This is a genomic window from Clostridium sp. CF012 (assembly GCF_018861755.1).
Lineage (GTDB): Bacteria > Bacillota > Clostridia > Clostridiales > Clostridiaceae > Clostridium_AD.
In genome coordinates this window covers 298,577-321,135 of the sequence record NZ_JAHLEF010000001.1, presented here as the reverse complement: position 1 = coordinate 321,135, position 22,559 = coordinate 298,577, and the positions used below count along the sequence as shown (strand labels likewise).

Genomic DNA, 22,559 nt, shown 5'->3' with positions numbered 1-22,559 from the left:
TCTAAAAAATATAAAACGGAAGGGGTAATGTATTATGGAGAACAATGAAAATGTATTAGCAGCAACAGGCACAAGATTAACGGTAGTTGACTGGGGAAACATGGCAGTAAAATATATAGGAACGGATTCGAGAGGAAGTTTCAGTAGTAGAATTTCAAATGATTATCAGGCCTATGAGGAAGGATTTCAGAGAATAGAAATTGATGGAAGAATTAGTTATTTTGAGATAGGAGAACTGCAAAAGGAATATAACAAATGTGAAAAAGATTTTATACCTCAGCTTTTATATTCAATATGCAGAGGCAACAACAAAGAAGAAATAATAGAAACTAACTTGAGCCTATTACTTCCAACAATACAGATGCAAAATAAACCAAAGCTAATTGAAAAACTAAAAAATAAAGAATTTAGCTTCAAATATAATGGCAAGGATAGGGTCGTAAAAATCCTGGATGTAATGATACTCCCAGAGGGGTATATTTCATATTTTAGTTTATCTGATGAAGATAGAACGGGTTCAATAGCTATAATAGATATCGGATCAAGGACTGTAAATTTAGCAGTTTTGCACAATGGAAAAGTGGAAAAACTTAATACCGTAAAACTGGGAAGTTATGATTTTTATAGCAAAATTAAAAACATAGAGAATGCAAAGGGTGAAGATTTTATAGAGGAAGATATCCAGAGGTTAATAGATGAAAGTGTTATAAAAATATATCAAAAGCAATATGCTGAATTCTTAAATGAAATATTAAATTCTATAAAAAGTTATGTTAATTTAAAAACTTATAAATGTATATTTACTGGTGGAACTTCTTTAATGCTTCAAGAATATATAAGTAAGTTGCCGTTGCCATCATTTAAAATACATGAGGATGCATTAAATAGTAATGTTAATGGTGCATTAGAAGCAAGTAAGTTAGCGTGGGAAGTGGCTTAATGTCTATAAGCAATAATAGTAAGAGGATACAACTTACGTTCAATGAAGACAAAGAGAAGGAGAGGGTAGTCTTGGATTACCTTGCCAATTCTTTCAATGAAACACAGGAAATTAAAAGAATTCTATATGAATATATAGTTAATCAAAGTGGAGTAAAGAGAGTAAATGAAACTAAAAGTGAGAAGAAATCAATCAAAGGTAATAACGTAGAACCAAAGTCACTTAGAACTACTAGAAGTAAAGCAAAGGTAGTTAAAGATAGTAAAAGTGATAATAAGTTACTCACTAATAGTGACAGTGATTTAAAGATTGTCAAAGATAATGGTAATACCTCAAAAGTAATTACTAATAGTGGTAGTGAAGATTTTGAACTCAATTTAAGTAATTTTAAGGATGAACTAGTGGAAGCTAAACCTAGCAGTAACGGTGCAGAATTAGAACAAATAAAGCGAAATGAGCTTCAAGAATTAAGTAAGTTTATGTAAATATAAATGACCATCCACCGAAAGGGGATTAAGGTTGCAAAGGAGATAAATTATTATGGTAGCTATGGAAGTTTTTTTAGATAAGAAAAAATCATTTAACATGAGTATGGAAGAGTTCGCAGTATTAGAAAAAGTATACACTTTTATGGGTAGATTGGGTTATGGAAGCAGATGTAGTTTGATAGGTGATTTAGAATCATTTTTAGATGAGGAAGAGGATGGCTTGAGTAACGAAGTTAACCTTCAAGAAAAAGCAGCAATACAATTATTGATTACTAAATTGGGAAGTTTAACGGATGGACAAGCACAGAGAATAAATGAAGCATTTGAAAAATCCCAAGCATTGTTTGATATATTTTATTTCTTTGATCCTATAGAAAGATTGACTTATATAGAACCACTAGTACCAGCTCAGCAAGAACTGATTACCTTACAGAAAGAAGCTTTATTAACTAGCCAAACTTTATTTAAAGAACAACAAACAAGCACAAATAAGGCCATGAAAATTGCAGCAGAAGCAATTGGGAAAATAGATAATACTACTTCAAGTAATTTAAAACCAGCATATGTAAACTAAATGATTCTACACATAGCCTCAAAAGATATTATATTTGAGGCTATGGCAACAACAATTATAAAAGATTAAGAGGAGGAAATATTAATGAAGGATTTAAGTCACTATACATCAACATTCCATTTACTAAAAATATTAAAAAGTGGTTATCTAAATGTGTCTCAAGGGATTTTAGATGATGCAGCAGTATGGCTAACTACCTCAAAAGTTCCGGTACAAGCATGGCAAGAGGGTAGTTGTGTTGATAAGTCCGAGATAAGGTTTATTTTAAAAGATATTAAGGCACTAAAATGGTGCGATTATAAGAAAAAGTATACCAAGGGTAGCAATAAATCAGAAAAACAACAGTGGGCAAAAGCTTTAGAGGTTGATAATGTTTTTAAGTCCTGGTGGTTATCAGAAGATATTATACCGTTGGAAATGGTTGAGGCAATAGAGAATACAAAAACAGGGAAGAAGGTTATTTTAGTAGATAACTATGATAATGTTTTGAAAATATTACTTTAACATATATAAAATTTGAGGAGGGTTGTTATCAAATGAATAAGGTTCAATATTATAATTGTTATTCCATTAATATGTTGAGATTTATCAAGGCTAATTTTGTATATCCAATAAGTAAGGCTGATAATCCAAACACAGGAAGAACAGCATGGATATTTATTAAAACTAAAGAGTTAGATATTGCATTAACTCAATGGAGTAAATTACAACAAAATACAAAATATTACAATAAAGTTGATTTCAATTTATGCACATAATTGATTTTAGTTTTTGTATTAAATCGTACATAAATTGAAATCGAGTTGATTTTAGTTTTTGTATTAAATCGTACATAAATTGAAAGGTTAAAGAGAAGAGATAAATCAATTAAAAGAAGAGAGAAATAAAAGCCTCCTCCCCTTGTTAATTTGATTATAGTAAATATGGCAGAAAGGAATTGTTAAATGTGATTATAGAAAATAAAAAGGTAAAGCAGAATACAGTATTTACGGAATTACTCATACCAGACAATATATTTAGTCTGAAGGTAAGTAAAAAAGATAATCTCCCTATAATAGATTTAAATGAAAAAGAGTTTTATCTATACTGTTTTCTGGTTAGGGAAAAAGACAAATTAAAAAGTAGTGTACTTACTTTTGAAACTGAAAATTGTATGCTTAAAATAATGAATATGAGGTTACAACAAGAGAACAGAAAATTATTATATGAATACTTAGATACACTAAAAAAGAATTCACTAATTAACTTTAAAGACATACTGGAAATAACAATGCCATATAAACCAAAAAAACATTTTAAGCTTATTCCATATGATTGGTTTGATGTTATATATAAGCATTTTGGATTTAAAGGAGTCTATGTATATTGTTTAATCAATAGATTCTACTTCTCAGAATATGGTTACAGTATTATATCTTATGATGGACTTATTACAAAAACCGGATACTCTTCTGCTACCTTAATGAAAATTATTGATAAGATGGAATGTCTCAAAATATACAAAATTGAAAGGCCTGGATGGATTAGAAATAAAGAAAAAGAGAAATGTATAAAGAGGAATAATCAATATCATTTCTTGGATGATAAAGCTGTATTAGAAAAATTGCAAAATTCCAGTAAAGCAGATATAGACAAGCTTATTAAAATAGAAATGGAAGATAAATCATTCAGAAGTAAAGTCTTTGTCGGCAAAACTAAGCCGAAAGAGGTAAGTCCTGAGAATATAGAAAAGATTGCTACCGTATCTAAGGGTGATTCCTATGATGAACTATTAGAAGAATTAACTAGTAATTTTGAAGGAATAGATAAGCAGATCATAGGTAAGTTGGGTAAATTAAAAGCTAAATATTCTTATAGAGATATTTACGATAGTGTCCTGGAGGAAGAAACCTACATGGAAAAAATACTAAGTGATGATTCTAAGGAGACGCTTCACAAGTTTAATACCTTTATGTTAAGGGTTGTGGATAAAATTGACAAAGAAAATGAGGCGAATGAGAATATGGCTAATGAAATAAATGAAAGCTATGAAATGAATTTCATTACTGCAACAAAGCATATAGAAACAATACCTATTCCTACAGAAAATCAACAAGATAACAATGAACCAATAGCAGCTGAAGATTATGACTTTTTAGACAAAGATCCTATTTCCTCAGTAAGTGAAAAAACTAGTAATGTTGTTGATTTTCAAGACTTTTTAACTAAGATGGAAGAAGCTTCATCCGATAGGTAGTCTCCGACAGGGGCAAATGCCAACCTAAAGAACAGGTTGTCATACCGTTAGTTCCGCTGCGCTACACAAACGGAGCACTATATGAGTATTTATGGAAGGATTACAGGCATTTACAACTATATGCAAAGAAAATATATGTCCATGAGGCTACAGTGTCTCACAGGACGTTATAGGAGGGCAAAAACACTATGATAGATGTATTGTTTAATAGAATAACAAATAAGCTTTGATTAAACAATCAAAACTTAAATGAAGGGTTCCATCTTTTACAGAAGATAGTCCCTTTGAGATATAAGGTATAATCAATAATTTTTAATTAACATACTGATTATACCTCCTAATTTAAGACTATGCAATAACAATTATGAGGGAGGAATTATTGAATGGTGGATAACAAAGAAAAAATAGTTATATTAAATATAGATGGGAAATTAATCAAAGGTGAAGGTAATCCGGTTAAGGTTGTTAAGCTAACCAAAAAGGAATTGGAGAAAAAAAAGAAAGCAAAATTTAATTATGCAAATTGCAACATTTTAAATCTTGAAGCGTCTACAATACACAAAGAGAATGGTAATAATAATATTATTATTAAGAAAACTAAAAAGTATGAAGGCAGCTTTGATAACTCCAAAGAAATGCAGACATTAAATAAAATATATAGCAAACTTAAGAGTGGTGAAGAAAAGTCTATGTTTTACCCTGATGCTAAAGGGAATAAGAGAACAGGTTTAATTATAAATTTAAATTTCAGTACCACAAGCACTAAGAAGAAATTAAGTGTAACTGGCGAGGAGATAATAGATGAATACGGAGAAGAAATTCTGGTTACAGATTTAAAGATTAAAGAGTTGAGAGAGGATCTTTATATAAAAGGTTTTACAGCTGAAATAAATGGAGTTACTAGAAAATATAAAAAGTATAAGAGAAGTACCGGTTCAGCAAGGCAAGGAGCTTGTATTTTTATATGGGAAGATCTATATGATAAAGCTATGTTAGCTACAAATATGGGAGTCGATATTAATAAAGTAACTAAGGTATATGCAGAAAGAAAAATTCCGTTTGACCTCCCAGGGTATGAGAGTTATATTTCGCTACCTATGTCTAGTGCAATAGATTCGATTCAGATTCCTAATAATTCAATAATGGTGGTAGATGACCAGTATTCTATATTTACTAGGGAAGTAATGGAAACGAAAATAATTCCTACGTTTATTAATGGGAATATTGTAAAGGATTCTGAGGGTAAAGATGTTAGTGAGCTGCACACAGATATAAATAAGCAATTCGAGGTAAAGAACAATTTGTGGGATGGAATGTCGTTGCTGGATGAATCTGTGTTTGGTGAAAAGTATAAAACTAAAGGATTTTTGCTAGTTCGTAACGATTGGTGTAAGAGTGCATGTTTTAACACTCGAATACAAGCATGGTTTGAAGAGAATAAAATATATACAATAGAGCAGCTAAGAAAGTTGTGTCCTAGTATGGTTACTCTAGCAAAAGAGATTAATCAGATTAAAATGATAACCACAAGATCTAGTTTTAAAATGGCCAAGTTCCCATTGATTATGGATACTAAAAAGTATTTAAAGAAATTAGATAACAAATTTTATATCGTGAAATATGAAAAGCCTACGAAATTTTGGAATGGTGATTATGTAAAAACTTCATACCAATTATGCCAAACGGTTAATATGAATACTGAAGAACTTGAAAGTTTTTTAAAGCCTACAGTAGACTACATTAAGGAATTAAAAAATGATAATAACATAGCGTTTAGGAATCATTTAAAAATGAGAATTGGAAACAATATTGAAGAGGAAGAGATCACTTCCAATGATGAAATGATTCTAAATATGTTAGCTAAGTCAAATAAATTTACCGAAACGGAGATATTTAAGGATTTTAAAATAGAAGTTATTGGGAATCTTAAAACAGAAGCAAAAACAGGACGTGTGATGGTTAAAGGCACATATGCAACAATGGTAAGCTGTCCGATCCTTATGCTTAAATACGCTATAGGAGAATGGAAAGAAGGTATGCCAGATGTAATAAACCCTGGAGATGTAGTGTGTACTAATTTTAATATAGGTGATGAAGTTGCTATGGTAAGATCACCTCATATTTGTTCGGGGAATCTGTTAACTTCTAAAGTGGTAGAAAATAAATTAATAACTGAATACATGAATTTAAGTCCTAATATAGTTTTGGTATCATCAATCGACAATAATATTCAACAAATATTAAATGGTTGTGATTGGGATTCCGATACTTGCTTAACTACAACATCGAAAGAAATTTTATCATCAATAGAAAGAAACAAAGGTTCGTTTTTAGTACCTTGTACAGAAATAGAGGGTGAGAAAAGCAAATATACTTATTGTTTAAAGGACATGGCTACAATGGATTCTATAGCTAGTAATTCTCAAAAGTTGATTGGTCAAATAGTGAACCTTAGTGCTAACTTAAATTCTCTTATGTTTCACAATATTAATGAAGGTAAGAGCATAAAGTCTCAAGAACCTCTTTATAAACAAATATGTAGCCTAGCTATAATGTCAGGGTTAGCCATAGATGGTTCCAAAAAAACATTTTCAGTTGATTTAATAAAAGAATTAATTAAAATTAGAAAGAACTGGTCAGATAAATTTGATTATGAAATTACAAAAGATGAAGAAACAATTAGTAAAAAGTCTTCTTACATCCCTAATTTTTTCAGATGGATAAAGACTGACAAAGTGGACTCCAGGAGGTGGAGGAAATATAACAGCACCATGGACAATATTTCTAATATCATAAAAGATAGTGTTAGAGGAAAAGGTAATGGTAAAATGTCTCAACTCTATCAATTGCTAGATACTAGTAATATAGAAGGCAGACTGGACAAAGTTAAAAAAGATAAATTTGTATCAGACTTAAAAGAATTAAGTGAAGCTTGCAAGAAGATATTTAAAAAGCAAACTAAGAGAGAAAATGAAGATTTTACAAAAATTACCCAAGATGAAAAGTATGAAAAGATGAATGCGCTAAATGAAGAATTTATTAAACAACACATGAATTGCTTAAATGAAAAAACTATAGAAGCAATAATATTAGAAGAAGGCCACACAACAGAATATGATTCTGTAAAAAGGAAACTAATTAACATGTTATTTCTAACTCATAAAAGCAAGTTTAAAGGAATATTTAAAACCACAACAGAAATAGAGGATATAAAGTATCTTGTAAGGTTAGACACAGTAAAAGACGTAGAAGAATTAGAATATAAAGACACTGATATTATTGAATTATATGGCATTAAGCACTTTGTAATTAGCAGCAATAGAGAACTAAATGTATTAAACACTAATGCCAAAATAACAAATATATCTGATTTAATTATAAAAAGTGTGGACAAGCAGACAACTAAGTTAAAAAACGCAATTTAAATTGTAGAAAAACCTCTGTAGGAGTTGATATAGGCTAATCCCGTACCGTGCCCAAGGGAAGAGAATGGAAATTTCTCTTTCTAACATGGGTGGCATTTGCAATAACACTATCCTAGATTGATTTGAGTTTAAATACGAGAATTGGTTGAAAAAGATATAGACATTCTCTTATGTAGAGTGTCTATATCTATTTTTACGATATTGGTGTTAAACTCATAATTATATCATACACAAATATAAAAGACAATAGAGCTTAACAAAATATATTTATTTTTTAGAAATTTAAATTGAGGTTACATAAAAAATTGAAGGAGATGAGGGAAAATGAAAGAGGGTTTCAGTCCGTACGAAGAAATAACAAGAATTGGATTACAGAATTACCTAAATGATAAAGGTATTATGCAAAAAAAAATTAGTCAGCAGACTGATATAAGCACACCAAGTATTTGTTTGTTTTTATCTGGAACACGACCAATAGGAAACAGGGCAAAAGTAGAACTTATTCGAACAGTCATAGGGATGGAGATATAATATTTTTTACATAACAATTAAACAATACTGTTATAAAATCACGGGTTTAATGTGAGCTTTGACATTATCAAAATTTTTTGTGAAAGTATCAAAGTAGCTCCTTCTTAGCGACTATAGAGATATTGGAGATCACCTTGAGTTTATAAGATGCTACAAATAAAGAACTTGCGCCACTATATTCTAATTGTGGTATGGAACGTGAAGGTTAACATCAAAAAATTAAGAATAAGTTTAATTTAATTTAATTTAATTTTAAATTTATACTTGATAATAATAACAATTTGTATATAATAGAATTGTAGTAGGGAAATTCTATTATATACAAATTAATACAAAGGGGATGTTTTTATGAAAAAAGTGCTTTTATCAACTATTATTGGAATTAGTATGTTAATTACATTTAGTCCCGTTTTTGCAAAGGATTTTACAACAATTAAACCTTTAGAACATGTTAAATTAGAGAACAAGTCTGATATTCTAACTTCTACAAACTTAAATACTGATTTTTTAAAGAGTAAATTAAAACTAAATGAATTTAAGTTAAAGATGAGCAAAAAAGACATACAAGAAACGTTTAAAAGTGTCCAAGCTAAATCTACTCCATTAGCTGCAACTACAACCATAACTACAACAACAGGGCCAGGTATAATTATTAACGATACTCCGGAACAAGCGCTACCAATAGCTATAGGTACTGTTTATGAAGGGGTTATGCAAAAAGAAGGAGACCAGAGATGGTATGCTTTCGAGAATACATCAAGTGGTAAATTAACAGCATATATGCAAGCACTGGCTAATGTAAATATAGACTATGATCTTTATTTATTTAAATATAATGAGCAAACCAACGGGTTAGATCCAGTCGTTTCATCAACATATAACCCTGGTATAAATGAACAACTAAGCACCATAGGTAGTAGTAATGCTATATATTTTATAGCTGTAAATTCTGCTATGGGATTTGATAATATAAATAGTTTTAAACTTATAGTAAATTATTCTGCTAAATATGGTGCTAATGAACCGGATGATAGTATTTTTCAAGCAAAACCGTATACTGACTCACTTTCTATGATAGATACCATAGACAATTATTTTGATGAGGATTGGGCTAGGCTTCAAATAAATACAAATGCTACTTATTTATTTTCACTTGAAAATCCTTCAACTATAGGGACTTATGCAACACAAATAGTAGATGGAAATCTTAATGTATTAGCAACTTTACAGCAAGGAGCAAATAATGCTACAAGGTTTTCAATTACAAAGGGAGTATACTATATAAGAACGATTTCCATATCTGGATTTGATACTGATAATTCATATAAATTAAATATAGCAAAAGTAATCCTCCCACCATCTTCGGTTACTATAACTCCTTCAAGCAGCAGAATTACGGTAAATGGAGAAGTTGCATTAAGGGGGTATGTAACAGACGCAGCAGGAAATCCAGTGAGCGGAAAAAATGTTTTTATGATGGAAGGCACTAGATATATTGATAATAGATATACAGATGCTAATGGATATTATAATTTTCCAGATTGCCCAGGGCAATTTTTAGGAGCAGGATCACATAATATTACAGCATATGTTTGGAATGGAACACTTGACGAAAATGTTTCAGGAGCGTTTATATTCTATATAGACTACAAGTTATGGGGATTTGATATTAAATCAGCTCAACCAGCAAGCTTTTATGTTGCACCTTATTAGTAATCTAGATATTTAAATTAATAATTGTTAGCAAAAACCTATTAATTTCTTATAGTTTAGGTTTTTGCTAATAAGTAATATGGAACAAAAAATGTTGAATATTTTCTAAAACCTAAAAATCAGACTTTTACCATATATAAATTTACTTAATACAGATAAACAGAACATAAGGAATTTTCAAGATAATTTGGAGTTTATGAGGGAATAACAATTAAACAATACTGTTATAAATGAACATAGAAGGTGGGGCGGAGTAATTACGTCGTAACCTTTAAAAAAATATATTTGGCTATAGGGGTCTTCTGCAATATGCCAGCGACATAAAACAAATAATAATAGGGTAGTTGATTGCTACTCTTTTATTTTTTATTGTCAAGAAATTATAATTATTTCAATAATATCATAAGGCTAAAATATTGAAATGTCAAGAGAAGTATTAAAAATGTTTTACAAATAAAGGATTACTACATCTTTTTATAGAATAAATATAAAGAAGGATGGTGAGGAATTGTTAAATATTGATGAAATTAATGAATACTATATAGAATTAGGTATTAAACCATGTTGGGATTTAGATTCTTTAACAATAGAAGAACTAAATGAAATCACAAATACATTTGATCAATTACATAAAATATATCCAGATGTAGTAATTGAAGAGATAGGTGATTATTATTCATTCGACAAAGTAAGTAGGGAGAATGATATAATATTTAACAAAGAAATTTACGAAACACATTCATATGCAAAGCATGAAGTTTATATAAATGAACCAGAAAAATTAAAGGAATTTGAAGAATACTTCAGAAAGCTTGTTAAAGATATGGAACGCAACGAGGTAAATGTTGACGATGAAAAGTATGATAATATGACCGCCTCCGCAAAATATAGTTCATCTAATAAATGTATAAGTTTTAATCATAGAAGGGTTAACCATGAGAGTCTATATATAGCTAATGACCTTGTTTGTCACGAATTTGGACATGCGGTAGCATCTCAATATGGTTTAAATGAAGATGCTGATATAAATTTAATATTTAATTCAGATAAGGAAAGAATAGAATTACTTACATCAGAATATGGGCAAACAAACATAGACGAATTTATAGCCGAAACATTCTGCCATTATTACGGAACTGTAGGCATAATGAATCTTTTAATTGTAGAAGTTATGGATATTATTATAAAAAAGGTATCTGAAGGCAAAGTTATGTCAGCGACGGAAAGATGGAAAGAAGAACAAGTAAATAAATATTTAAGTAAGGATATTTAGAAGACACTCGTATGGGTGTCTTTTAAATTTGCCCTAAAAGAAATAGAAAAATAGGAGGACATAAAAAAATGAACAAGAAGCTATATGAATCAGATATTGAAGAAGAGTATAAAAAATATAGATTATTCTAGATTTAGAATCTTTGTTAAGCATCTATTATATAGGATGTTTTTCCAAGGATTCTTAGCTTGGATTCCTTGACTTCTTTATAATCTAGTTCATAGCTGATAAGTTCTTTAAGGTTTTCTTATAACGAGGTAGTTCCTCGTCTCCTCCAAAACTTGTAAAGAAAACTTAGGTACGGGGTACAGCCCTTATTGCCTATGATGCAACATAGGGATACCGAATTTGCATAGTCTTTTTACAGTTGGACAATAACTAACTGTTATTTCAAAATAAAATTTAAAAATATAAAAGAGAAGGGGTAGATATTAAAATGGAAACAAATATAAATGAAATTATGATTGGTGGAAAAAACTATGAAATCAAATCAGTGAGAATGAAATATCTAAAAATAGGCTGGTATAATGCATATCTGAGATTAAAGGAACATGGATTATTAAATATACTTGGGTATAGTGATGGTGAAAGAAATTTATTAGTCTTCTTGAAGGGTATATTTAATATGCCGGAAGTTGATGAAGGTTTACTTAAAGGGCTATATGCAGAATTAATTAATAATCAAAGTGAGAAAACAATTCAAAAAATGTTGGAAATAACAAAACGATTAAATTTAATTGAGGAATAGTAAATAATAGAAATTAGGAGGAATATTAAAATGGAAAATATAAAAATAAGCTGGTTTAAAGGTGTTAGTAAGTTTAAGTTTGTAGATAATTTATTTAGTAAAGTTGAGGACAAGCTTCAAGGTAAGGAGTTAGAATTTTATAATGTAGACTTAGAAAGTATCAATAAAATTCAGGGCAAGAATGGTGATGATTATGGGTTCCTTTATAGTTTAGCTGGTGTAATCTCAAATGTGGAAACAGACGTTACAAGTGAAGAATTCAAGCAAATGTGTCTGTGCCCAAGCTTACAATTTAGTTTATATGTAGAGCAGTTATTAGAACATTATAAAAATACGTTTTTAAATGCAAAGAAAATGATAGAAATGAGTAATAAATCAGAAGCATTCATTAAGAAGGAACTAGGGAAAGAGGTAAATATTCAAGAATTGATTCAGAAAGCTAAAGAAATAGACGCGGTAGAAGCTGAGAAAGTTGACTAGTGATGAATTACAAGAACTTGAAAGAGAAATTGAAATAGAATTTCAGAAGGAATTATTGATAATTGTATTAGATATTAAACGGACTTTAGCTAAGTATATCCAACAAAATGTATATAATAGTTATAGTCCAGTTCAATATGAGCGCACAAATTCACTTATTTCAAGTATAGATTCTATTGTAAATTTTCATGATGGTGTTGTGTTTTTAGATCCTTCTAAGCTTAATTATTTTAGTGCAGTAGATTCAAGTAGAGATGTTAGTCCATTTGTTGGCGATTGGCTTAATAATGGCCATAGTGATGGAGGTAATGGAATGTACCATGATTACCCAGCTAGACATTTCCTTGAGGATACTGTTAATGAGATTAATTTAAGATACGGTGGAATTGTGTGTGAAATACTAAATAATAAGTAGGGTGTGGCTAATTTAACCATACCTTATTTTATTATTTTTTAGTAAGAATAATTGTAAAAATTTATAAGGTTTGTTCTTAGTAAAAAGTAATAAAGTGGAAATTAAAAATATACTCTTATATTATTTTTTATTGAGAATTGTAATTAATATTAAATAATAAGGAGATGGTTAAAATTATAGGAGTAAAAACGGGGCTTGATATATCCAGTGTTAATAAAACCAAGCAAGAGTTTGCAAAATTACTGAGTGATTTACAGAATCAAGCAAACAAATCAGTAATTAAAATTCAAATTAGTAATACTACAAGCCAAATTAATAGTATTAACAACAGCATGAACACTTTAGGGAGTTCTGCTAATAATACTTCAAGCAGTTTTAAAAATTTAGGATCAAGCTTGGGGAGTTTAACAGGATTTTATATGAGATGGTTGAGTGTTAGTTCATTAGTTAATTTAGCGTTAATGGAGACACGTAAAGCCGTAAGTTTTGCTTTTGAACAAGATGAGCGCGTTAGAAATGTAAGTATGATTTCAGGAGAGTCACGTTCAGAGGTTCAAGGATATACTAAGGATTGGAATGCTTTAGCTTTAGAATTAAAGCAATCAACAAGTATAGTTTCCGAAAGCAATGAAGAGTGGTTGAGATCCGGAGCAACCTTGTCTGAAATAACTGAACTATCAAAAATGACCATAAAGACAAGTGAAATTGCAGGAAGTAAAATAAAGGACACTACAAGTCAAGCTATTGCACTAAAGAATGCCTATGGTTTAACTGGAGATGGTTTAAAAAATGTTTTAGATAGTGTTGTTAAAATGGATAATACAAGTGCTACCGGTACTGATAGATTATTGAGAAGTTTATTGGTCACAAGTTCTACCGCTAAACAAGCAAAAGTTCCCATAGATTATTTAGTTGCAGGGCTAACAACAGTACAAAGTAAGTCAAAGCAAACGGCAGAGTCCGTGGGTAAGAATTTCCGAAATATTTTTTTAAATATGACAAAAATGACCAACGGAGAAGACCAAATAGGATTAAATAAAGCCGAAGATCAACTCAATAAAATAAATATAACTATGCGTTCAACAAAAGATACATTTAAAAGTGCTAATCAGGTTTTAGATGATTTAGCTGAGAAGTGGTCAACACTTACTGAAGTACAACAAGCAGAATTAGGAGCTTCCCTAGCACAAAAGGAAAATATTAATACTTTTAATATTCTTATGCAAAATCAAGCAGAAACGTTAAGAAATTTAAATAACATTAAACTAGCAGGCGGAAGCGTTGATAAGGCATATGAAGAACACCTCATTTCCGCTAAAGGTTCTTTAGGGGAACTCAAGGCGACTTTAGAACACTTATACACGCAATTGGTTAATGGAGATGTACTTAAAAGTGTACTAAATGATTTGACAAAAATAGTTCATGTTGTGGAGTTTCTTGTAACAGATGGGAAGGACTTAACGAAAGTTTGGATAGGAATGTTAATAGCCGTTAAGAATTTTAAGCTTATAGAAGTTGGGATAATGGGATGCGTAACAGCATTTAAATACCTCCATGCATTTGGGCTGGAAGCACTTACATTATTATCATTTAACCCAATTGTTCTAGGGTTCGCTGCTTTAGCTGCAGTTGTTGCCACCGTTACATATAGCCAGTATCAGCACTCTAAACAAGTTAAAGAGTTGAAATCTTCTTATGAATTGTTAAATAAGTCCATATCTGAAATGAATGGTGATGAAATTAAAAGCAACACAGATAAATTGAAAGAACAACAAAAGGTATTAGACGAGTTGGCTAAAAAAGCATCAGAATCTTATGACGTTGATTTGGGATTAGGGTATGCAACAAATGGAGACAAAGAAAAATTAAATAAGTTTATCAAAACCTTAGAAGAGGCAGGTTTCTCCGTAGATAAGACAAAGAATAAGATAATTGAATTAGGTGCAGCAGAGAGCAACATTGCTACCTCAGATTCCATTAAAGCTATACAAAATAAAACTAACGCTACTATTGAAGAAGCTACCGAAACACAGGGTTTAATAGGTTCTTATATGAGTTTAAGCAAAGAGGAAAATCTATCAGCCGATAAGAAAAAAATATTAAGCAACTTAACTACGGAATTAGTAGGTCGTGTGGACGGTCTTGTTGTAAGTACTGATTCTCACGGCAATGCAGTTGTATCTAATATTGGATACTTAAATAATCAGATTACTGCTCTCGATTTAGTCAAACAACAAAGTGTACTGACAGGAAATACAGAAATTTCGATGGCAATAAATAGTGCATCCGCAATTCATGCAGGTACAATGCAATCATTGGATGATATGAAATCAAAAATTTTAAGTTACCAGAGTTTAAACAGTGCTTTAAGCAATACATCTACGGGGAAAAACGGTTACTTTGATACAATTATATCGGCTAATAAAATAGGTGAAAAAGGATTACAAGATAGTGTAAATAGAATTGAAAGTCTTAAAAGTATATTTAATATGAAATTACCTACGGTTTCTGCAAGCACTGGTGGGAGTGGATATAAACCCCAAGAGGAACCAAAGAAAGCAAAAAAGGATACAGGTTCAAACTCAGCAGAAAAATCGGTAAACGAAGCTCTCCTACTTAAAGATCGTTACTACTCCCTAAACCAAGAACTTCTAAAAACTCAAAACCTTCTCGACATAAATGCATCCCTGCAATCTAACGCACAAGCAAATGACAATATTAAAGAGGCAATATCCCTCCAAAAGGAAGAAATAGAATTACTCAAGAAAAAACAAATAGCACAAAAGAATATAGAAAGCGAGCAAGCAAAAGAACGCTCCGAAATTACAAAAATTCTATCTTCTAAAGGAATTAAATTTAATGGATTAGATCCAACAAATTCCGACGCTGTGTTACAACAAAAGTTAAATGCCGTAAATGCACACAGGAATGATAAGGATAAAACATTATATAATAGCCTAAAAAAAGAATATGATAACTTTAACACATCGTTGACAAGATTTTTTACATTACAGAACACAGAAATTCCTAAAACCAAAGCAGGATACCAAGACTTAGCTATTGAAATTTCTAAGGTTACAAAAGCTATTAAAGAATCAACTTTAGAACAAATTAACTCACTTCTTGAAAAGCAAAAGGTAAGCGCAGAAATTGAATTAAAACAACAACAACAGAATGAAATAAATAAATTATCATCTAGCATCTACGGTGGATCAGGAACCTCTGACCAAAATATAAAAGCATATGATGAAGAAAATCTAAGACAACAAGATGCAATTCAAAAACAAATAGATAGTTTAAATGAAGTAAATGACATCCAAGAGGAAATTGAAACTCGTCTAAAGAATCAGAATGACTTGACAGAAAAACAAACTGCTTTACAAAATGCACAGAATAATAAAAACGTTCAAACTCTTACAAAACAAGCTGATGGAAGTTTTCAATTTGGTTATGTGGCAGATGCTCAAGCAGTGGAAAGTGCTCAGAAATCAGTAAATGACCAAATTAAAAGCAATAATGACTGGGAAAAATCTACAGCATTAAAGCATCAAACGGAAACATTAAATAAATTAAAGCAATCACTAGCAGACCAAAAAACTGCAAAGGATAAGGATTATAATGAACAATTATCCATTCTTGAAGCCCATCAAACTATAGAAACTAATCTAATGACTCTTCATTATAACGACATGAATCTTCTTGCAGACGAGAAATTAAAAATATTAAGAAAGACATATGGAAATAATTGGGTTGAGATAATAAAACAACTCACTTTAGATGTAGCTACTGCACAAGCCCTACAAAATTCTTTAGCGTTATCTCAAGCAAGTGGTACATTAGGCTCTACTGTAAAAGGTACTACAGGAGTTGGTAATTCGGCTTCAATTACCGTAAATACAGAGGTAGATAAGGCAATGTTACAGGCAAAGTATGGTAGTGGAGTTAATATCATAGTGTCTAGCGGAGACGGGGCTACAGGGATTAATAGGGATGCAACATATGCTTTAAATGAGAAAATATTATCCAGCCAAGGAGTTGTACCTAGATTTGCTAGTGGTGGAGAAGTTGGTTCATGGAGTGGGAGTAGCAGTAAACTTGCTATGGTGGATACAAAGGAACGAGTATTGTCCTCTACTCAGACAACAGGTTTTAATCAGTTAGTTCAGGAGCTACCAAGGACTTTAGGTTCTATGGAAAGAATAGAGGCACCTAAGCTCAGTGCAAGAGATGTAATGCCTGATTATGGACAACTTATGACTTATATACCAAAAGGACTAATGAATATGAGTGATGTTATGGACAAGATAAATCTTAGTAGTGTTAATAATAATACGAAGCAAGGAGAGGTACATCATAATTATAATATAAAAGATGTTAATTTTCCAAATGCTAATTCCACTGAGGATATAATTAGTGCTCTTACAAACTTACAAAGTGCCATTTGGCAAAAATCCTCATAAAATATTGAAGGGAGAGAATTAATATGAGTAGAACATATGTAGATATACAAGATGCAATGTACAGATCTCTTGTTTGTTTTTTTGATAGAAAGATTAAAAATGTTAAGTATAATTATACAAGAGAAGGTTTTATAACGGAAGTACTTGGAGATAATCAATATACAGTAAAGATAAATGGATTTAATAGTAGTATCAATGGTACAAGCATGCCAACATCTCAATATTTTGTTGGTGACGTTGTTTTAATTGAGGTTGTAAATAATGATTTTTCATTTAAATATATTAAGTGTTTAAGACCTTATTAAAATAAGAGAGAGATTAAAAAATAAGGAGTATGGGAAACTGTACTCCTTATATTATTGGGAGGTTTTATTAATAGTGTATATAGATAGATATAAATATAATGGACATAGTAATCCTTGGGTTTGGAGTAAGCCGAAACAATTTGTAGGAACTTTTGAAGAGATAATAGAACACTGGAAAAAGGAATGCAAACAAAATGGGAAAGTAAAAACTGAATTCATATCCTCAAATGAATGTACTAGATTGGCTATAAGTAAATTTAAACGTATAGCCAGTAAAAAGAAAAATACGGGATATAAAACAATTTAGAAAGTAAATACAGAAAGGGAGTGATAAGATGAAAGGTGTGCCAACATCTCAGGAAGAAATAGAAGATATATTAGTGTTATATATACAAGGTGTGGGAGTTACTGAAATAAGTAAGCAAACAGGGATTCCTATTAGGACAGTATATAATAATTTGAAACGTGTGGATGTAGTGAAGCGATTGCAGGATGAAGCAACATATATGAAAACCCAGACTAGGGCTATGTTGATGCGTGATGCGACAAATTACGTCAATAATCTCAAAGATATAGCTAATAAAAGCACTGATATTCGTAGTAAACTTAAGGCAAACGAGGTATTACTTGCCTATCTTATAGGTTCTCCTACTGCAAACGTTGATGTTACTGTTAGTGAAACTACTGATAACATTGATAATGCTAAGGACTTATTGAAGAAGTATCGTACCACAGGATCAGATACTACAGAGGATATAGAAGAATAGCATTAAGATGGAGATATTAGGTTGTCTACTATCTTAATAGAGTACCCCGGTTAGGGGTGTACTTTATGCGTATTGTATTAAGACAATGGAGTTCTATGTGAATAGCCACCTATTACACTTGACTTGTATAAAATATAAGTGTACAATAATAGTTGTAGTGAATAACCACCGATAATATGTAGAATGGGTGGAAAGTTACAATTATTATAAAGGTGGTTAATATTATGAGTAATAAGAAGATCCCAGAGTTTCTAACAACAGAAGAGCAGCAGTTATTATTAAATGTATTTAATGTAAGATACTTTAATTCACATAGAAACAAGATGATGATTAAACTATTCCTATCAACAGGCCTAAGACTAGCTGAGATGATAGACCTGAAATGGAGTAGTATAAACCTAATGAGTGGTCAATTGAAGGTAGTACAAGGTAAAGGCTCTAAGGATAGGATGTTATGGCTTAGTGATGCAATGTTAGAAGAATTAAGAGTATGGAAAGAAAAACAGACCGACAAACTGGGTAAGTGTCAACATGTATTCACTAATAGAGATAAAGCACAGCTAAAAGATAGAGACATAAGGGAAATGGTTGTGAACTATGCTAGTAAAGCCGGTATTACAAAGAAGATAAGTCCACACACACTAAGACATAGTTTTGCCACAGATTTATTAAGGGACACAAAGAACATTAGATTAGTACAGAAGGCACTAGGCCACAGTGATTTGTCCACTACAATGATATATACTCACATAGTTGATGATGAATATGAAGATGCACTAAAGAATTTTAGAAGGTAGTAAATAAACTATCTTCTTTTTTTATTCTAGTTAAATATGTGTGTAAATACAAGGGGTTTATTTAGATATTTGATTATAACGTTCGACATATATAGACAGGGTAGGGGTACTTCTAATTGATAAAACAGAAATTTTAGTTCAGTAACCTCCACAGAATTTTTTATCGAAAAATAAGACTTTGAATAAAAGAAGAATGGTATTAATGAATAATATGAATATAATACCATTTCATTGAACAAAACATGCTATAATTTAGATATAAATGTGGGTGTAATTATGACAATAATATTAATTTCAGGGGGCAAAGATATGAAACCTTTTAAATGGAAATCGGAAAACTTTTTTATAGTTATTTTGTTTGTGTTTGTAACAGTAGTAATATTTTTATTGTTGAACTTTAAGAGTGATGTTAATAATATTATAGGTGTGAATAGCAAGAATATTACAATAGATGCAATAACAAGTGTTATGAATGCTACTGATAATGCTATGAATAAAATATATAATATTATTGTTATTACCACTGTATATATCACAGTTATTATAACTACATTCTCCTTATTTCAGTATATTAAGTCAAAAGAGATTGAAAGTATAAAAAAAGACTTACAACAAGATATTGTCGCATTGAAAAATATGATAGAAAAAGATAAGACAAGCCTTGATAATGAAGTTGGAGAAAAAATCAAAGAAATGAACTTGATTTTAGAAAAAGTAAAAAAGGAAGCATTAAATATTTCAAACTTAAATAGGATAGATTTGTTGGAGATGAAAGCAGAATCAGAAAAGACTAAAAAAACCTGGTGGAATGATAGTGATGCTATGAAAGCATATAAAGAAATATTTTATATTATTGATAAAGAGCCTGGAATAATTGAAGAAAAAAGAAAGTCAAAACTTTATCATAATTATGCTATGCTAGTTACGCGGGAAGATATAGTAGAAGCAGAGGAATACTATAATAAAGCAATAAAATATTGTGATAAGGATGACACTTTTAAAGCTTATTCATATGGTAATTTAGGTTTAATTAAGCTAAATAGTAAATGTTATAAAAAAGCAATTGAATTATTAGAAAAATCAATTGACATAAATGAAGTTAATATTTCCAATCAAAAACTTCTAATAGAAGCATTTGATAGGTGTAATAGGGAAGGAGATATTGATAGGGCTTTTTCACTATTAAAGAATTTAAGAGGTAAAGATGCAGGAGAAGAGGCAGAGGCGTTTTTTAATCTAATTAATGAAATTAAAATTGAAAATGTAGTGAAAAAGTATAAAATCGAAATTGATGAAATTAAAAAGAAATATGTATATAATGATCCAGGCTTATTAAGTTCCAAAATGTATTGATTTATTTTCATAAATTAAAGAAGAATATTAATTTATGAGTATATATGATTTCTTAGAATACCGTATTATTCAGAAATGGATTTTACGGTATTTTTGCGTCGTCTTTTAAAAACAACTAAATATAAAAAGAAAGGATAAAAATATATAATGGACAACACAATAATAAATAACGATCCAAGTACCTCAACACTAATAACTATAAAATTAGACAACAAAAATATAAATCATGCAGCACTCAATAGATTTTTAATAGAACTAGAAGACCTATCTGCTAAATACTCAATAATTTCTGCAAAAGATGGTGTCATGTATGGCAGATAGTCAATTATCACAACAATTAAAAGACCTACAACTACTAGAAAAACACCTCACTAAAATGTATGAGAAAGAGGGATTATCACATAAAGAGGCCTTGAAAATAGCACAGAAAACAATAGACTCAGAACAAAATATTTTTGGATTTAAAGGACTTGCATGGCTCGTTGCTTCACAGGACTTAGAATATTTCTGCTTATATTTTCTATCTAATATATATGTTCCAACAGAAGAAGAAATTATAAAAAAAAGCAAGGCGAAATTAAGCAAAATACATATAGAAATATGGCATGAACTTGAAGATATGGTTATTAAAAAAGACTATAATCAGAGAAATTACATATGCCCAAGGTCGTTTGGTAAGACCTCATGTATATCAACACCTTTAGCCATTTGGTGCGCTTGCTATAAATTTAAAGATTACATAGTTATAGCTTCAGCTGTAGAAGATACCGCTGCATCGTTCTTAAAAAATATAGGAAATGCATTAACTAATAATAAATTAATAGAAAAGGCCTTTGGAAAACTAACAGATAAAAAGAAACTTACTTTTAATAGTAGTGTTATAGAATTAACTAATACAGTAAAAATAGAATCCGTTTCAGCGTCCTCAGCATCAAGAGGTAAAAATGATAACTTTACTAGAATAGATTTATTAATAATGGATGATTTCCAAAAGGATGATGAAGTATCAACAGATGAATCACGAGAAAAGAAATGGAAACTATATAATGATAGTTTGAAAAATGCCACTCAGGCCAACACGTCTATTATGCTCTCAGTCGGTACAATCCAACATAAGGAATGTTTTTATTCAAGAATACTAAATACTAGGTCATGGAAAAGTACGTTAAAAAAATGTATATTACTTGATGATATAGATGAATATTTTAACACTGGTTTATGGGAAGAATTCTATAAAATATATGTAAACAGTAAAGATGAAAACAGTTTACTTAATGCTAAAGATTTTTACTATTTACATGAGCCTGAAATGCAATATCCTATGTTATGGAATGAGTTCTGGAATTGTCTTGATATTGCAATTAAATATTTTGAGTCCCCAGTATCATTTAAACAAGAGTATCAAAACGACGTGAATAATATTGGCGAGAAGAGATTTAAAACAACCGTTACTGAGTCGCCTAAAGAGATTGAACTGCATAAGTTTTTGAAAAGTATATTAGTTATTGATCCTGCTAAAACTAGAACTAAAACAAGTGGAAATAAGAAAGATTATTTTGCGTTTGCAATATGTAGTTTAGGAGATAATAAAATAAAATATATCCGTAAAGGTGAGATTCATAAATTTAGAAAAGACTTAGAATTTGAGGATTATTTAAAACATACTTTAGGTTTATTGAGATTATTTAAAGACGTTAATTTTGTGAGTGCAGAGAAACTAACTTATGGTGGAGCAGATATTTTAAGATTACAAGAACTAATTAAAGAAGATGTTGACTTAAACCACAGAAATATTAAGTTTGAAATGCACGGAGATAATAAGTCAAAAGATGATCGAATAAATACCATAGTTCCAGCAGTAAACTTAGGACAAGTTGTATTCAATGAAGAAGATTCAGAAGCAATTGAGCAACTAAGAGAATTTGCAGGAACTAGATATACAATTCATGATGATTTTGTTGATAGTGTAGCCCAGGCATGCAAGATGATAGATGAAATTAAAACAACTCAATATATAAAATTTGATACAAAATTTTTCTTATAGAAAGGAGTAA

General features: G+C 30.3%; 21 protein-coding genes. All 21 read left to right on the top strand.

Annotation, left to right across the window (positions count from 1 at the left end; translation table 11 throughout):
- The first annotated feature begins 34 nt into the window (after nucleotides 1-34).
- The 21 genes from KPL50_RS01625 to KPL50_RS01525 all read left to right on the top strand — a co-directional run bounded on the left by KPL50_RS01625 (nucleotide 35) and on the right by KPL50_RS01525 (nucleotide 22,549).
- Nucleotides 35-940, top strand: a complete 906-nt coding sequence (locus KPL50_RS01625) for a ParM/StbA family protein (protein ID WP_216296681.1) — start codon at nucleotides 35-37, stop codon at nucleotides 938-940.
- Nucleotides 940-1,425 (top strand): hypothetical protein, encoded by a 486-nt coding sequence (locus tag KPL50_RS01620; RefSeq protein WP_216296680.1) that lies wholly within the window; start codon nucleotides 940-942, stop codon nucleotides 1,423-1,425. The genes KPL50_RS01625 and KPL50_RS01620 overlap by 1 nt, the downstream gene beginning before the upstream one ends.
- A 55-nt stretch (nucleotides 1,426-1,480) precedes the next feature.
- A complete protein-coding gene (locus KPL50_RS01615; RefSeq protein ID WP_216296679.1) occupies nucleotides 1,481-2,002 on the top strand; it encodes a hypothetical protein in 522 nt (173 codons plus the stop codon).
- 84 nt (nucleotides 2,003-2,086) lie between these two features.
- Nucleotides 2,087-2,506 (top strand): hypothetical protein, encoded by a 420-nt coding sequence (locus KPL50_RS01610; RefSeq protein ID WP_216296678.1) that lies wholly within the window; start codon nucleotides 2,087-2,089, stop codon nucleotides 2,504-2,506.
- A 32-nt stretch (nucleotides 2,507-2,538) separates the two neighbouring features.
- Complete coding sequence (locus KPL50_RS01605) at nucleotides 2,539-2,760, top strand: hypothetical protein (RefSeq protein ID WP_216296677.1); 222 nt, start codon at nucleotides 2,539-2,541, stop codon at nucleotides 2,758-2,760.
- Nucleotides 2,761-2,948: 188 nt separating this feature from the next.
- Entirely contained in the window at nucleotides 2,949-4,238 is a 1,290-nt protein-coding gene (locus tag KPL50_RS01600) for a hypothetical protein (RefSeq protein ID WP_216296676.1), read from the top strand.
- Between the two features lie 383 nt (nucleotides 4,239-4,621).
- Nucleotides 4,622-7,663, top strand: a complete 3,042-nt coding sequence (locus tag KPL50_RS01595; RefSeq protein ID WP_216296675.1) for a hypothetical protein — start codon at nucleotides 4,622-4,624, stop codon at nucleotides 7,661-7,663.
- A gap of 324 nt (nucleotides 7,664-7,987) precedes the next feature.
- Entirely contained in the window at nucleotides 7,988-8,194 is a 207-nt protein-coding gene (locus KPL50_RS01590) for a hypothetical protein (protein ID WP_216296674.1), read from the top strand.
- Nucleotides 8,195-8,542: 348 nt separating this feature from the next.
- Entirely contained in the window at nucleotides 8,543-9,907 is a 1,365-nt protein-coding gene (locus KPL50_RS01585; RefSeq protein ID WP_216296673.1) for a carboxypeptidase-like regulatory domain-containing protein, read from the top strand.
- A gap of 508 nt (nucleotides 9,908-10,415) precedes the next feature.
- Nucleotides 10,416-11,180, top strand: coding sequence for a hypothetical protein (locus KPL50_RS01580; protein ID WP_216296672.1), 765 nt, complete (start codon nucleotides 10,416-10,418; stop codon nucleotides 11,178-11,180).
- A gap of 436 nt (nucleotides 11,181-11,616) precedes the next feature.
- Nucleotides 11,617-11,928 (top strand): hypothetical protein, encoded by a 312-nt coding sequence (locus tag KPL50_RS01575; protein WP_216296671.1) that lies wholly within the window; start codon nucleotides 11,617-11,619, stop codon nucleotides 11,926-11,928.
- Nucleotides 11,929-11,958: 30 nt separating this feature from the next.
- Complete coding sequence (locus tag KPL50_RS01570; RefSeq protein WP_216296670.1) at nucleotides 11,959-12,408, top strand: hypothetical protein; 450 nt, start codon at nucleotides 11,959-11,961, stop codon at nucleotides 12,406-12,408.
- The gene (locus KPL50_RS01565) at nucleotides 12,401-12,823 is read left to right on the top strand and encodes a hypothetical protein (protein ID WP_216296669.1); all 423 of its coding nucleotides are present in this window, start codon (nucleotides 12,401-12,403) and stop codon (nucleotides 12,821-12,823) included. The genes KPL50_RS01570 and KPL50_RS01565 overlap by 8 nt, the downstream gene beginning before the upstream one ends.
- Before the next feature lie 164 nt (nucleotides 12,824-12,987).
- Entirely contained in the window at nucleotides 12,988-17,283 is a 4,296-nt protein-coding gene (locus KPL50_RS01560; RefSeq protein ID WP_216296668.1) for a phage tail tape measure protein, read from the top strand.
- Between the two features lie 23 nt (nucleotides 17,284-17,306).
- A complete protein-coding gene (locus tag KPL50_RS01555; RefSeq protein WP_216296667.1) occupies nucleotides 17,307-17,588 on the top strand; it encodes a hypothetical protein in 282 nt (93 codons plus the stop codon).
- Between the two features lie 73 nt (nucleotides 17,589-17,661).
- Complete coding sequence (locus tag KPL50_RS01550; protein WP_216296666.1) at nucleotides 17,662-17,895, top strand: hypothetical protein; 234 nt, start codon at nucleotides 17,662-17,664, stop codon at nucleotides 17,893-17,895.
- Nucleotides 17,896-17,923: 28 nt separating this feature from the next.
- Nucleotides 17,924-18,355: a helix-turn-helix domain-containing protein gene (locus KPL50_RS01545; protein ID WP_216296665.1), complete on the top strand. Its 432-nt coding sequence runs from the start codon at nucleotides 17,924-17,926 to the stop codon at nucleotides 18,353-18,355.
- A 224-nt stretch (nucleotides 18,356-18,579) separates the two neighbouring features.
- Nucleotides 18,580-19,152 (top strand): tyrosine-type recombinase/integrase, encoded by a 573-nt coding sequence (locus tag KPL50_RS01540; protein ID WP_216296664.1) that lies wholly within the window; start codon nucleotides 18,580-18,582, stop codon nucleotides 19,150-19,152.
- A 309-nt stretch (nucleotides 19,153-19,461) separates the two neighbouring features.
- Nucleotides 19,462-20,505: a tetratricopeptide repeat protein gene (locus tag KPL50_RS01535; RefSeq protein ID WP_216296663.1), complete on the top strand. Its 1,044-nt coding sequence runs from the start codon at nucleotides 19,462-19,464 to the stop codon at nucleotides 20,503-20,505.
- Between the two features lie 147 nt (nucleotides 20,506-20,652).
- On the top strand, nucleotides 20,653-20,826 hold the full coding sequence (locus KPL50_RS01530; RefSeq protein WP_216296662.1) for a hypothetical protein: 174 nt from the start codon (nucleotides 20,653-20,655) through the stop codon (nucleotides 20,824-20,826).
- Nucleotides 20,816-22,549, top strand: coding sequence for a hypothetical protein (locus KPL50_RS01525; protein WP_216296661.1), 1,734 nt, complete (start codon nucleotides 20,816-20,818; stop codon nucleotides 22,547-22,549). Before KPL50_RS01530 ends, KPL50_RS01525 begins: the two co-directional genes overlap by 11 nt.
- The last annotated feature ends 10 nt before the right edge of the window (nucleotides 22,550-22,559 follow it).

What these genes read in the sequence shown, in the direction of transcription:
- KPL50_RS01575 (WP_216296671.1), top strand. Translation starts at nt 11,617, where the DNA reads ATGGAAACAAATATAAATGAAATTATGATTGGTGGAAAAAACTATGAA.
- KPL50_RS01535 (WP_216296663.1), top strand. Translation starts at nt 19,462, where the DNA reads ATGAAACCTTTTAAATGGAAATCGGAAAACTTTTTTATAGTTATTTTG.
- KPL50_RS01605 (WP_216296677.1), top strand. Translation starts at nt 2,539, where the DNA reads ATGAATAAGGTTCAATATTATAATTGTTATTCCATTAATATGTTGAGA.
- KPL50_RS01530 (WP_216296662.1), top strand. Translation starts at nt 20,653, where the DNA reads ATGGACAACACAATAATAAATAACGATCCAAGTACCTCAACACTAATA.
- KPL50_RS01545 (WP_216296665.1), top strand. Translation starts at nt 17,924, where the DNA reads ATGAAAGGTGTGCCAACATCTCAGGAAGAAATAGAAGATATATTAGTG.
- KPL50_RS01610 (WP_216296678.1), top strand. Translation starts at nt 2,087, where the DNA reads ATGAAGGATTTAAGTCACTATACATCAACATTCCATTTACTAAAAATA.
- KPL50_RS01540 (WP_216296664.1), top strand. Translation starts at nt 18,580, where the DNA reads ATGAGTAATAAGAAGATCCCAGAGTTTCTAACAACAGAAGAGCAGCAG.
- KPL50_RS01585 (WP_216296673.1), top strand. Translation starts at nt 8,543, where the DNA reads ATGAAAAAAGTGCTTTTATCAACTATTATTGGAATTAGTATGTTAATT.
- KPL50_RS01555 (WP_216296667.1), top strand. Translation starts at nt 17,307, where the DNA reads ATGAGTAGAACATATGTAGATATACAAGATGCAATGTACAGATCTCTT.
- KPL50_RS01590 (WP_216296674.1), top strand. Translation starts at nt 7,988, where the DNA reads ATGAAAGAGGGTTTCAGTCCGTACGAAGAAATAACAAGAATTGGATTA.
- KPL50_RS01560 (WP_216296668.1), top strand. Translation starts at nt 12,988, where the DNA reads ATGGTTAAAATTATAGGAGTAAAAACGGGGCTTGATATATCCAGTGTT.
- KPL50_RS01625 (WP_216296681.1), top strand. Translation starts at nt 35, where the DNA reads ATGGAGAACAATGAAAATGTATTAGCAGCAACAGGCACAAGATTAACG.
- KPL50_RS01570 (WP_216296670.1), top strand. Translation starts at nt 11,959, where the DNA reads ATGGAAAATATAAAAATAAGCTGGTTTAAAGGTGTTAGTAAGTTTAAG.
- KPL50_RS01595 (WP_216296675.1), top strand. Translation starts at nt 4,622, where the DNA reads ATGGTGGATAACAAAGAAAAAATAGTTATATTAAATATAGATGGGAAA.
- KPL50_RS01615 (WP_216296679.1), top strand. Translation starts at nt 1,481, where the DNA reads ATGGTAGCTATGGAAGTTTTTTTAGATAAGAAAAAATCATTTAACATG.
- KPL50_RS01525 (WP_216296661.1), top strand. Translation starts at nt 20,816, where the DNA reads ATGGCAGATAGTCAATTATCACAACAATTAAAAGACCTACAACTACTA.
- KPL50_RS01620 (WP_216296680.1), top strand. Translation starts at nt 940, where the DNA reads ATGTCTATAAGCAATAATAGTAAGAGGATACAACTTACGTTCAATGAA.